The sequence below is a fragment of the Lachnospira pectinoschiza genome, assembly GCF_020564355.1.
In the GTDB taxonomy this organism is placed as follows: domain Bacteria; phylum Bacillota; class Clostridia; order Lachnospirales; family Lachnospiraceae; genus Lachnospira; species Lachnospira intestinalis.
Map to the genome: position 1 here is coordinate 400,564 of NZ_JAJCRR010000002.1, position 12,479 is coordinate 413,042.

Consider the following 12,479-nt stretch of genomic DNA (forward strand, 5'->3'; position numbering starts at 1 on the left):
ATAAGAGCTGAAATGACATCACGGCAGAGCTGTGATGTGAAATCGGAATATCAGAATATTGTGAGAATGGAGTATCAGATGAACAGCGGATATTTTTATGCGATGCTTTCCAGAATGAAATATATTAACCGCTGGGGGCTGATGCGCAATACGAAAAATGAGAATTTAAGCGAGCACAGTCTGGAAACGGCATTTATTGCACATGCATTGGGCATTATTAATAATGAAGTGTTTCATGGCAGTGTGAATGCCGAACATCTGGCAGTGCTTGCAATGTATCATGATGCAACGGAGATTATCACGGGTGATATGCCGACACCGGTCAAGTATTACAGTGAGCAGATCCGCAGGGCATACGGCGAAGTCGAAGATATTGCGGGGCGCGAGCTTTTGACCGCCATACCGGAAGAACTTAGAAGCCGTTATGAAGAACCGCTTTTGGAGTCCTCATGGAATGAGGAAGATTACCGCTTTGTCAAAGCAGCGGATAAATTATCTGCATGGTTAAAATGTATTGAGGAACGGAAAATGGGCAATACCGATTTTTACGATGCAGAGTGTACAATTCAAAACGAATTGGTAAAAATGCAGCTTCCCGAAGCAGATTATTTCTGCGAACATTTTATTCCGGCATATACAGAAACGATTGACCGGTCGGGAAATGCAGCAACGAATGGAGAATAAATGTGGGAAAATCAGTATTTATAGCGGAAAAGCCGAGCGTTGCGCAGGAGTTTGCCAAAGCCCTGCATGCGGACTTTAAAAGAAGGGACGGCTTTTTGGAATCAGAACAGTATATTGTGACATGGTGTGTCGGACATCTTGTGACAATGAGCTATCCTGATAAGTATGATGAACGTTTAAAACGCTGGAGTTTTGACACACTGCCGTTTTTGCCGAAGGAATTCAAATATGAAGTCATTCCTGCGGTGGAAAAGCAGTTTCAGATTGTAAAGGGTCTGCTGACCCGTGAAGACGTCAAGACGATATATGTATGCACCGACTCAGGACGGGAAGGAGAGTACATATATCGTCTTGTTGAACGTATGGCAGGCGTTAAGGATAAAGAGGAAAAACGTGTCTGGATTGATTCCCAGACAGAAGAAGAAATTTTAAAAGGAATCGAAACGGCAAAAGATCTGTCAGAATATGATAATCTCTGTGAAGCCGCTTATCTGCGGGCAAAGGAAGATTATCTCATGGGCATTAATTTTTCAAGGGTACTGACGTTAAAATACGGCAGAAACATTTCCAATTATTTAAAAATGGACCGTGCCGTTGTATCGGTCGGCCGTGTAATGACCTGCGTGCTGGGCATGGTAGTGCGCCGTGAACGGGAAATCCGCGCATTTGTAAAGACACCGTTTTTTAAAGTTATCGGTAAAACGGCGAATTTTGATGCTGAATGGCGCGTCTGTGAGCAGAGTAAATATTACAACACGCCGTATTTATATAAGGATAACGGATTTGTTGATAAAGAGAAAGCACAGGAGCTTGTTACATTTTTGTCAGACCCGCTTCCGGCACAGGCAGTCATTGAAAAAATAGAGCGGAAAAAAGAAACAAAAAATCCGCCGCTGTTATTTAACCTCGCTGAAATTCAGAATGAATGTGCAAAGCAGTTTAAAATCAGTCCGGATGAAACGTTAAATATTATTCAGGAACTGTATGAAAAAAAACTGGTAACGTATCCGAGAACCGATGCCAGAGTGCTTTCAACGGCAGTCTGTAAAGAGATTCATAAAAATATCGGCGGCTTGAAAAATTATCAGCCTGCCGCGGAATTTGCGGGAGAAATTTTAGAAAAACAGCTTCATAAAAATATTGCAAAAACGCGGTACTGCGATGATAAGAAAATTACCGACCACTATGCAATTATCCCGACCGGGCAGGGACTTTCTAATTTAAACCGTTTGTCACAGACCGCAGTACGGACATATGAGCTGATTGTCCGACGTTTTTTAAGTATATTTTATCCTGCAGCACAGTACAGTAGAGTAAGCATTACTTCCAAATGCAAGGCGGAAGCATTTTATGCAACCTTTAAGGTGCTGACAGATGAGGGCTATTTAAAGATTGTTAAGAACTCATTTTCCAAGCCATCCAAAGAGGATGAAGATGGAAAATGTACCCGGGAAGTCTTAGAGGCATTGAAAAAATATAAAAAAGGCGATATGATAGATTTTAATGGTTTTGAAATCAAAGAGGGTGAAACCTCGCCGCCGAAAAGATATAATTCCGGTTCGATGATTCTTGCAATGGAAAATGCAGGACAGCTGATTGAGGACGAAGAACTGCGTGCGCAGATTAAGGGAAGCGGTATCGGAACCAGTGCTACAAGAGCAGAAATTTTAAAAAAATTAAATACCATAAAATATATTTCTACAAATAAAAAGACACAGGTTATTACACCAACATTACTTGGTGAAATTATTTACGATGTGGTGGAATGTTCCATGAAGCAGCTTTTAAATCCGGAGCTGACGGCAAGCTGGGAAAAGGGATTGACCTATGTCGCAGAGGGCAGTATCACCTCACAGGAATATATGGATAAACTCGAAGGCTTTGTAGGAAGAAGAACACAGGCAGTAATGGGACTCAACAATCAAAGACAGCTGATTATGATGTTTGATGAGTCTGCGAAAAATTATAAGTAACAGAAAGGACTGGAAACAATGTGTGGAATTGTTGGCTATGTAGGTGACAGGGACTGCGCGGATGTATTAGTGGATGCGCTGTCAAAACTGGAATACAGAGGATATGATTCGGCAGGAATTGCTGTCGTTGAAAAAGGAGTTATTAAGGTTGAAAAATGCAAGGGACGTCTTGCTAATTTAGTTGATAAAATGGCAGTAGACGGGAAACCGCAGGGGCATTGCGGTATCGGACATACCCGCTGGGCAACCCACGGAGAACCGTCTGATATTAATTCCCATCCGCACGGCAATAAGCGTGTTTCAATTGTACATAACGGTATTATTGAAAATTACAAGCAGATTAAGGACTTCCTGATTGAAGAAGGCTACAGCTTTGTGAGTGAAACGGATACGGAAACCGTAGCAAAGCTGTTAGATTACTATTATGTTGATGACCCGGTTGACACCATTATTAAGGTGCTTTCCGAAATTAAAGGCTCTTATGCACTCGGCATTATGTTCCGTGATTATCCGGATACTGTATTTGCTGTCCGCAAAGAGTGTCCGTTAATTGTCGGTGTCGGTGAAAATGAGAATTTTCTCGCATCTGATGTACCTGCGATTATTAAGTACACCAGGGACTATTATCTTTTAGAGGCAAATGAAATTGCCGTGGTAAAAAAAGACAGTGTCCAGATTTATGATATGCACAAAGAACCGGTGCATAAAGAAATTAATACAGCAGACTGGGATGTCGATGCGGCTGAAAAGGGCGGATATGAACATTTTATGCTCAAGGAAATCCATGAACAGCCGGCGGCAGTCAGAGATACGGTCAGCCCCCGTATTATAAACGGTATGCCGGACTTGTCACAGGACGGCGTTGATATGCAGAAGTTAAAGGATTACCGTCAGATTTTCATTGTTGCCTGTGGTACGGCGATGCATGCAGGTATGGTGGGCAAGTACGTGATTGAAAAGCTTGCAAGAAAACCGGTGATAGTTGATATTGCATCGGAATTCCGCTACCGTGATCCGATTATCACAAAGGACGATCTGATGATTGTGATTTCACAGTCCGGTGAAACGGCAGATACCATGGCAGTACTGCGTCTTGCAAAAGAAGTCGGTGCGGCAACACTGGCAGTTGTCAATGTGGTCGGTTCTTCAATTGCAAGAGAAGCCGATATGGTCATCTATACCCATGCCGGTCCTGAAATTTCCGTGGCTTCAACCAAAGCCTATATGGTACAGATTTCGGTGATGTATCTGCTGGCATTTGAACTGGCATATGCAAACGGTACAATTGACAAGGAAAGGTGCATGGAACTGACGGCACAGCTTGGTCAGATGCCGGATATTATCAGAGAAACGCTGGAATTAAAGGATACCTGTTCCTTTGTGGCTTCAAAGCTTGTCAATGCAGAAAGTCTGTTATATATCGGACGGGGACTGGACTATGCACTGAGTATGGAAGGCTCTTTAAAATTAAAAGAGATTTCTTATATTCATTCTGAGTCCTATGCAGCAGGTGAATTAAAGCACGGGACAATTTCACTGATTACGGAGGGAATGCCGGTCATTGCCGTGGCAACGCAGAAAAAGCTGATTGAAAAAACGGTAAGTAATATCCGTGAAGTCAAAGCCCGTGGTGCGATGGTTATCTTGATTTGCGACAACAGTATTGAAGTGGGAGAAGGTGTGGCAGACTACATTATCCGTCTTCCGCAGACCGACGAACAGCTTATGCCGATGGCAGCGGCAGCTCCGTTACAGCTGATTGCTTATTATACCTCTGTTTTAAAGGGCAATGATGTAGATAAGCCGAGAAACCTTGCAAAATCGGTTACGGTAGAATAAAAAGGAAAGGCGGAAAATTTCATGAACGAACAGATTACAATTTCTGCACTTTATGACTTAAACGAAACAATCGCCGCAGACATTTTTAAGGATTGTACTTATCCGTGGGAAGTGCTTGCAAAAATTGGTGATTTTATCAAAGAACTGGGAAAGACCCTGCCGGAGGATGAATACGAACAGCGGGCAGAAGATGTCTGGGTTGCAAAGAGTGCAACTGTTTATCCGACAGCGTATATTAACGGTCCGTGTATTATCGGCAAAGAGGCGGAGGTACGTCACTGCGCATTTATCCGCGGCAAGGCAATTGTCGGAGAGGGCGCTGTTGTCGGCAATTCGACAGAATTAAAAAATGTGATTTTATTTAATAAAGTACAGGTGCCGCATTATAACTATGTGGGCGATTCCATTTTGGGATATAAGGCACACATGGGCGCCGGTTCGATTACATCCAATGTCAAGTCCGATAAAAAGCTGATTACAATAAAGGCGCCGGATATGCCAATCGATACCGGAATCAAAAAAATCGGTGCATTTTTAGGAGATGGTGTAGAAGTCGGCTGTGGAAGCGTATTAAATCCGGGTACGATTGTTGGCAAAAACAGCAACATTTACCCGCTTTCGAGTGTGCGTGGCTTTGTACCGGCGGGAAGCATTTATAAGAATAAGACGGAAATCGTCGAAAAAAATCAATAAAGCACATTGACTAATTACAGAGATTGTGAGAAAATAAGCAAAGTACGAATAAAGTAAGTACTGTATATTTGCTTTAAGTTACGAAAGGAGTATGAAAATGATTTATACACAAGAAGTAGAAAATATGTGTCCAGTAGCACAGGGCGTTCATCATGGCGCAGCCCCGGTTCCTACAGAAGGAAAATGGGTACAGAACAAGGAAGTTAAGGATATTTCAGGCTTTACACACGGTGTAGGCTGGTGTGCACCACAGCAGGGTGCATGTAAGCTCACTCTGAATGTAAAGGAAGGTATCATTCAGGAAGCACTCGTTGAAACAATCGGATGTTCAGGTATGACACATTCAGCAGCGATGGCAGCTGAAATTCTTCCGGGCCTCACAGTAATGGAAGCTTTAAATACTGACCTTGTATGTGATGCAATTAACACAGCAATGAGAGAACTTTTCTTACAGATCGTATACGGAAGAACTCAGAGTGCATTCTCTGAAGACGGTCTTGCAGTTGGTGCAGGTCTTGAAGATTTAGGTAAGGGACTTCGTTCTCAGGTTGGTACAATGTACGGTACATTAAAGAAGGGACCTCGTTATCTTGAGATGGCAGAAGGTTATGTAACAGGTATCGCTCTTGACAAGGATAACCAGATTATTGGTTACAAGTTCGTAAGTCTTGGAAAGATGACAGATTTCATCAAGAAGGGTGATGATCCGAACACAGCTTATGAAAAAGCAAGTGGACAGTACGGCAGAGTTGCTGACGCTGTAAAGATTATTGACCCAAGAACAGACGAAGAAGTAAAGTAAGGAGGAGATACGACAATGGCTTTATTTGAATCATATGAAAGAAGAATAGATAAGATTAACTCCGTATTGAACAGCTATGGCATTTCTTCTATTGAAGAAGCAGAAAAGATTACTAAGGATGCAGGCTTAGATGTATACAATATGGTAAAGGGCATTCAGCCGATTTGTTTTGAAAATGCATGCTGGGCATACACAGTAGGTGCAGCAATCGCAATCAAGAAGGGTGCAAGAAAGGCTTCTGAAGCAGCTGCTGCTTTAGGTGAAGGTCTTCAGGCATTCTGTATTCCGGGTTCTGTAGCTGACCAGCGTAAGGTTGGTTTAGGACATGGTAACTTAGGTAAGATGCTTCTTGAAGAAGATACAGAATGTTTCGCATTCTTAGCAGGTCATGAATCATTTGCCGCTGCCGAAGGTGCTATCGGTATCGCAGAAAAGGCAAACAAGGTTCGTAAAAAGCCTTTAAGAGTTATCTTAAACGGTCTTGGTAAGGACGCTGCAAAGATTATCTCAAGAATCAACGGATTTACATTTGTTGAAACAGAAATGGATTACAAGACAGGCGAAGTTAAGGAAATTTCCAGAACAGCTTACTCTGACGGACTCCGTTCTAAGGTAAACTGCTACGGTGCAAACGATGTAACAGAAGGTGTTGCAATCATGTGGAAGGAAAATGTTGATATCTCTATCACAGGTAACTCAACAAACCCTACAAGATTCCAGCATCCGGTTGCAGGTACATATAAGAAGGAAAGATTAGAAGCCGGCAAGAAGTATTTCTCAGTTGCTTCAGGCGGTGGTACAGGACGTACACTTCACCCGGATAACATGGCAGCCGGTCCTGCTTCTTACGGTATGACAGATACTATGGGACGTATGCACTCAGATGCACAGTTCGCTGGTTCTTCATCAGTTCCTGCTCACGTAGAAATGATGGGTCTTATCGGTATGGGTAATAACCCAATGGTTGGTGCTACAGTTGCAGTTGCAGTTGCTATCCAGGAAGCTGCTGACAACGGTAAGTTCTAATTAAAAATAATTTGTCAGGAATTAAAATCTAATAAAACCGCTTAACGTGGAGTTTACAGGGTAAATCAGATTCGATGTAATTCGGTTTGATTTATCCTGTTTTTTACTTTATAGGAAATTAAATAGGATAATTACATCAGCATAAAATGATGAACAGATGGTATTTGGACAGCTCGACATTGATGAGAGTGCAATCTGGAGCCTTTTGCTGGCAAGGAGATATTGAAGCGGTAAATTATTATATGAATAAAGTTGCATCAGAAATATTCAGCTTTTTTGATGTTTGGGGGAAAACAGGTGAAAGTGAGCCGGAAAGATTTTATCACGGTTTCGTTCTGGGACTTATGGCTGAGCAGTCAGAAAGCTATGAAATCCGTTCCAACCGGGAAAGCGGGTTTGGAAGATATGATGCAGAGCTTATTGCAAGGGGCATTTCAAAGGAAAGAATAAAACATTATGGATTTGCGTTTGAAGGAAAAAATGTACTTATTGCACAAGCATAGAATATCAGTTGCAGTACAAAAATACTCTGGACAGAATAGGAGAAAGAAATGAATTTTTTTGTAACAAAAATCGTTGAAGATTCGGATGTGACGTATAACCTGACCGTGGCGGGATATGTGGCACTGGCGGCAGTGATGCTGGTCGTATTTGCGGCAGGCTGTATGTTTCGGGACGAAAATAAAAAAATGGATGCAAAGCAGATTGCATTCTGCGCCATGGCAATGGCACTTGCAGTTGTTACGTCCATGTTTAAAATTATTGATATGCCAATGGGTGGTTCGGTGACATTGTTTAGTATGCTGTTTATCGTGCTGACAGGCTATTGGTTCGGTGTCAGAACCGGTATTACAACGGCAGTGGCATACGGCATTTTGCAGTTACTGATTAATCCGTACATTATCAGTATCTGGCAGATGTTAATGGACTATGTTTTTGCATTTGGCGCATTAGGACTTGCCGGATTATTTTCCAATAAGAAAAAGGGTCTGATAAAGGGATATATTGCCGGTATTTTAGGACGGTACTTTTTCTCATTTTTATCCGGATGGATATTCTTTGCCGTGTATACACCGGATTTTTTTAATAGTGCCATTTTATATTCGCTGGCATACAACGGTGCTTATATCGGGCTGGAAGCAGCAATTACATTAATTGTGCTGGCACTTCCGCCGGTCAATGAGGCAATGCAGGCAGTAAAAAAGCTGGTTTGTGAGGCGTAAAACCAGTAATTACATAATATATTTGTTCCAAACCAATAATGCAAAATAAAAAAAATTGCCTTGACTCTACAATCGTTATAGAGTTTATACTGTGTAAGCAATAAATGTAAAATACAAAAAGTGCAAAAATGATATGGAAATGAGGAAACATAGGATATGGAACAGGATTTAACAACGGGCAGGTATTAAAAATTGGGATTCCGGTGGCACTGCAGGACGGTTTTATACAGGTTGCATTTATGATTATTACGGTGATTGCCAATTCCAGAGGTGTATCCGATGCTGCGGCACCGGCGGGGTCGCTGATATAAAACTGACCATAAAGCCGCGACTATCTGGCTATAAAAGATAAAGCTGAAATGAGTATTTACGAAAAGACCAATGTCCGTTATTCTATTATGTAAATGAATTACGGGAAGGAATGGACAATAATATGAGTAGTAGTACAAATGCAGTAAAAAGAGAAAGTATCCATCTGAGTATGACGGATTTTTGTATGACGGCGGTGTGTATGGCACTGACCTGTATCGCAACCATGCTGATTCAGATACCGATTCCACTGGGATATGCACATCTTGGCGACAGTGTGATTTTAATAACCGCTTATTTATTCGGACCGGTGGTTGGAGCACTTGCAGGCGGTATCGGCTCGGCAATGGCAGATATTCTGACAGGATATCCGGTGTGGGCAGTACCGACACTTCTGATAAAGACAATAATGCCGCTCATTGCCTGCTATATTTTTCAGAATAAGGTTTCAAGAAAGCCGGTTATATCGGTACGCGTTCTTGTGGGAGCAGTTGTGACATTGCTGTTTATGACAGCAGGATATGTATTTTTCGGCGGAATCCTGTACGGAAGCTGGGCATTAGGACTGGCATCAGCACCGGGACTGCTGTTAAAATCCGTTGTCAACCTTATTGTATTTATAGTTGTAGGCACAGGCTTATCAAAAGTTGTAAAAAACAGATAAAATGAAAGAAGAAAATGAGTCTTGTTGAAATACATTACAGAGTATTTCAACAAGGCTCATTTTGCGTTATCGGCAAAAGCAGCCCGTAAAATATTGAAAAATTTAATAAAATATTTTCTGAAAATAATTTGCCCCACATACGTATTGTGCTATAATGTGCGTAAGCAATGAGCCGTGCCAGACGGAAGCGGAAAAAAGAGCTGTGCTTGCACAAAGCTCTTTTAGACGCATTCGTCTGATAGGGCGAACGCCCGACAGTGCAGGGGCGCGAAGCGTTCCTGCACATGCACGGCGAAAGAGAGCCGAAGGGAAGCGGAAAAAAGAGCTGTGCTTGCACAAAGCTCTTTTAGACGCATTCGTCTGATAGGGCGAATGCCCGACAGAGAGAGGAAATATACGAATGTTGAAGGTTTATTATTGTAAAAGTTGCAATAAAATATTTTATCTACAGCGGGAAACGGATATTTCCTGCAAAATCTGTTCAGAACCGATGATAAAACTCAGCAAGCCTTATGAAGAATACACACGGCTCGACGAAGAAGAACGTAAAGAATTTATCGGACAGGACATTCAAAAACATATTCAATCAGATATACGGAAGGGGGATTAAAGCGGTGTCGGAAGTCAGGTTAATGCTTGGAAACGAAGCGATTGCAAGAGGAGCTTATGAAGCGGGGGTAAAGGTTTCGGCGGCATATCCGGGAACACCGAGTACAGAGATTAATGAAAGTCTTGCGCAGTATCGTGAGGTATACTGCGAGTGGTCGTCCAATGAAAAGACCGCACTGGAAACGGCAATCGGCGCGTCGCTTTCGGGTGTGCGTGCTATGGCCTCCATGAAGCAGGTCGGAGTCAATGTTGCCAGTGACCCGCTTTATACGGCAGCGTATATGGGGGTAAACGGTGGACTGGTGCTGGTAGCGGCAGATGATCCGGGAATTTACAGTTCGCAGAATGAACAAGATACGCGTTGTATTGCAAAAGCGGCACAGATACCGGTATTGGAGCCTGCAGATTGCTGTGAGGCTAAGGCATTTATGAAAAAAGCATTTGAATACAGTGAACAGTACGATACGCCGGTAATTTTACATACAACCACAAGACTTTCCCACTCCAGAGAACCGGTTACGGAAGAACCACGCATTGCGAATACAGAAAAGCCCTATGTGAAAAATGCGGCAAAGAATGTTATGCTTCCGGGTTTTGCCCGCAAACGGCATATATTTGTTGAAGAACGCATGGAACAGTTGGAGCGGGAGTGTTCTGATTTTGACATCAATACCATAGAATATCAGGACATGGATATCGGTATTATTACAGGCGGTATAGCCTATCAGTACGTCAAGGAAGCCATGCCACAGGCTTCGGTTTTAAAGCTGGGTATTGTCAATCCACTGCCAAAAGACCTGATTACTGCATTTGCAAAAAAGGTAAAGCAGCTTTATATTGTTGAAGAATTAGAACCGGTGATACAGGAAAAGGTGCAGTCGTGGGGAATTGCCTGTCAGGGAAAGGAACTTTTTACACGACACGGAGAATACAGTGTGAATCTGATTCGCCATGGCATTTTAAATGAACCGTTAAAAGAAGCTATAACAGGAGATTTGATGCGCAGACCACCGTCTTTTTGTCCGGGTTGTCCGCACAGGGCAGTTTTTTCACTGTTAAAGCAGATGAATTATCATGTGGCGGGGGATATCGGCTGTTATACGCTTGGAGCACTTCCGCCGTTTGAAGTGATAGATGACGTGGTGTGTATGGGTGCGGGAATTTCAACCCTGCACGGCATGGAAAAGGCAAAGGGCAGTGCGTATATCAAAGACTGGGTTGCAGTAATTGGGGATTCAACTTTTATGCACACAGGAATAAACGGTCTGATAAATATGGTGTACAATAAAGGCACAGGCACAGTGATTATACTGGATAACGGTACAACAGCAATGACCGGACATCAGGACCATGCCTCTTCGGGTGCAACGCTTCAACAGGGCGAGGTTATGCCCATTTCTATTGCAAAATTATGTCGTTCACTGGGTATTTTGGATGTTTACGAGGTCAATGCATTTGATACAAAGAAAATGAAGGAACTGCTGTTGGAAGCAGTTCCGCGGAAAAGTGTTACGGTTATTATTGCACAGGCACCGTGTGTATTAAGAAAGAGGCACAGAGAATGATAAAAAATGTTATAATTGCAGGAGTAGGCGGCCAGGGTACGATCTTTGCAGGAAAGATACTTGGCACAATGGCATATCAGACAGGGCTGCATGTGAAAATATCGGAAATTCATGGAATGTCCCAGCGGGGCGGCAGTGTCGTGACACAGGTGCGCTTCGGGGAACATGTATATGCGCCGCTTGCACAAGCCGGAGAGGTTGATGTACTGATTGCCTTGGAAGAACTGGAAGCCCTGCGGTACGCATCATATTTAAAAGAAAATGGAATTTTGCTGATGTGTAACTGCCGGATTAAACCGACAGCATCAGACGGCGGTATATATCCGCAGAGTATCCGCACACAGCTTGAACAGAAATACTACGTATATTATATGGAAGAAATTCCACTTCGGGATAAGACATTAAACGTCCGTATGGTCGGTGCGGCAGCAGGATGCCTTGGATTTTCAAGGGAGGACGGAATAAAGGCACTGGAACAGAATGTAGCAGCCGAATTTTTAGAGAAAGATAAGAAAGCATTTCTTGAGGGCTGGGAGTTTTATGAGCAGACACAAAAATCGCCTGCGGAATGGAGAGTAGTATGCACAACGAATTGACGAAAAATGATATAAAAAAAATGGAAGATGAAATTGAGTACCGTGTACAGGTTGTCAGGAAACAGGCTTTGGAGGATGTAAAAGAGGCGAGAGCGCATGGGGATTTAAGTGAAAATTTTGAATACCATGCCGCTAAAAAATTTAAAAACCAGAATGAAAGCCGTATCCGATATTTGCAGAGAATGATTAAATCTGCGGTTGTCATTTCCGATGAATCGGCAGAAGATGAGGCAGGGGTCAATAATACGGTTGAAATCTATTATGAAGACGATGGCTCGACAGAAACAATTAAGCTGGTTACGACGGTGCGCGGCGATTCGCTGGAAGGCTATATCAGCATTGAATGTCCGCTGGGAAAGGCACTGCTCGGACATAAGGTCGGTGACCGTGTACTCGTAGAGGTGAATGACCATATCAGCTATTATGTTGTGATAAAGTCGATTCAGAAAACAGATGATTCGGGGGATAAAATCCAGAGCTATTAAAAGAAAGCAAA

The 12,479-nt window shown here is 42.7% G+C and carries 11 protein-coding genes and 1 pseudogene; all 12 read left to right on the top strand.

Annotation, left to right across the window (positions count from 1 at the left end; all coding sequences use genetic code 11):
• The first annotated feature begins 12 nt into the window (after window positions 1-12).
• The 12 genes and pseudogenes from yfbR (at window position 13) to LI288_RS05135 (ending at window position 12,468) form a co-directional block, all read left to right on the top strand.
• On the top strand, window positions 13-684 hold the full coding sequence (gene yfbR, locus LI288_RS05080) for a 5'-deoxynucleotidase (protein ID WP_320055221.1): 672 nt from the start codon (window positions 13-15) through the stop codon (window positions 682-684).
• 2 nt (window positions 685-686) lie between these two features.
• The gene (locus LI288_RS05085; RefSeq protein WP_227089655.1) at window positions 687-2,657 is read left to right on the top strand and encodes a DNA topoisomerase; all 1,971 of its coding nucleotides are present in this window, start codon (window positions 687-689) and stop codon (window positions 2,655-2,657) included.
• 18 nt (window positions 2,658-2,675) lie between these two features.
• Window positions 2,676-4,496, top strand: coding sequence for a glutamine--fructose-6-phosphate transaminase (isomerizing) (gene glmS / locus LI288_RS05090; protein ID WP_022433309.1), 1,821 nt, complete (start codon window positions 2,676-2,678; stop codon window positions 4,494-4,496).
• Window positions 4,497-4,517: 21 nt separating this feature from the next.
• Window positions 4,518-5,189, top strand: a complete 672-nt coding sequence (locus LI288_RS05095; protein WP_022433310.1) for an acyltransferase — start codon at window positions 4,518-4,520, stop codon at window positions 5,187-5,189.
• A gap of 97 nt (window positions 5,190-5,286) precedes the next feature.
• A complete protein-coding gene (locus tag LI288_RS05100; RefSeq protein ID WP_022433311.1) occupies window positions 5,287-5,991 on the top strand; it encodes an iron-sulfur cluster assembly scaffold protein in 705 nt (234 codons plus the stop codon).
• A gap of 15 nt (window positions 5,992-6,006) precedes the next feature.
• On the top strand, window positions 6,007-7,017 hold the full coding sequence (locus LI288_RS05105) for a GGGtGRT protein (protein ID WP_227089656.1): 1,011 nt from the start codon (window positions 6,007-6,009) through the stop codon (window positions 7,015-7,017).
• Window positions 7,018-7,232: 215 nt separating this feature from the next.
• Window positions 7,233-7,520: pseudogene (locus LI288_RS05110) on the top strand (PD-(D/E)XK nuclease domain-containing protein); the annotation flags it as partial.
• Between the two features lie 48 nt (window positions 7,521-7,568).
• Window positions 7,569-8,240 carry an energy-coupled thiamine transporter ThiT gene (locus LI288_RS05115; RefSeq protein ID WP_022433314.1) on the top strand — a complete coding sequence of 224 codons (672 nt, stop codon included), beginning with the start codon at window positions 7,569-7,571 and terminating at the stop codon, window positions 8,238-8,240.
• Between the two features lie 433 nt (window positions 8,241-8,673).
• Entirely contained in the window at window positions 8,674-9,213 is a 540-nt protein-coding gene (locus LI288_RS05120; RefSeq protein WP_022433315.1) for an ECF transporter S component, read from the top strand.
• A 614-nt stretch (window positions 9,214-9,827) separates the two neighbouring features.
• Window positions 9,828-11,387: a thiamine pyrophosphate-dependent enzyme gene (locus LI288_RS05125; RefSeq protein WP_227089657.1), complete on the top strand. Its 1,560-nt coding sequence runs from the start codon at window positions 9,828-9,830 to the stop codon at window positions 11,385-11,387.
• A complete protein-coding gene (locus LI288_RS05130; protein WP_227089658.1) occupies window positions 11,384-11,983 on the top strand; it encodes an indolepyruvate oxidoreductase subunit beta in 600 nt (199 codons plus the stop codon). The genes LI288_RS05125 and LI288_RS05130 overlap by 4 nt, the downstream gene beginning before the upstream one ends.
• A complete protein-coding gene (locus LI288_RS05135) occupies window positions 11,968-12,468 on the top strand; it encodes a GreA/GreB family elongation factor (RefSeq protein ID WP_022433319.1) in 501 nt (166 codons plus the stop codon). The genes LI288_RS05130 and LI288_RS05135 overlap by 16 nt, the downstream gene beginning before the upstream one ends.
• The last annotated feature ends 11 nt before the right edge of the window (window positions 12,469-12,479 follow it).

Bases quoted from the DNA above. Each gene is read 5' to 3' on its own strand.
- yfbR (WP_320055221.1), top strand. From the start codon at position 13: ATGACATCACGGCAGAGCTGTGATGTGAAATCGGAATATCAGAATATT.
- glmS (WP_022433309.1), top strand. From the start codon at position 2,676: ATGTGTGGAATTGTTGGCTATGTAGGTGACAGGGACTGCGCGGATGTA.
- LI288_RS05095 (WP_022433310.1), top strand. From the start codon at position 4,518: ATGAACGAACAGATTACAATTTCTGCACTTTATGACTTAAACGAAACA.
- LI288_RS05100 (WP_022433311.1), top strand. From the start codon at position 5,287: ATGATTTATACACAAGAAGTAGAAAATATGTGTCCAGTAGCACAGGGC.
- LI288_RS05105 (WP_227089656.1), top strand. From the start codon at position 6,007: ATGGCTTTATTTGAATCATATGAAAGAAGAATAGATAAGATTAACTCC.
- LI288_RS05115 (WP_022433314.1), top strand. From the start codon at position 7,569: ATGAATTTTTTTGTAACAAAAATCGTTGAAGATTCGGATGTGACGTAT.
- LI288_RS05120 (WP_022433315.1), top strand. From the start codon at position 8,674: ATGAGTAGTAGTACAAATGCAGTAAAAAGAGAAAGTATCCATCTGAGT.
- LI288_RS05130 (WP_227089658.1), top strand. From the start codon at position 11,384: ATGATAAAAAATGTTATAATTGCAGGAGTAGGCGGCCAGGGTACGATC.
- LI288_RS05135 (WP_022433319.1), top strand. From the start codon at position 11,968: ATGCACAACGAATTGACGAAAAATGATATAAAAAAAATGGAAGATGAA.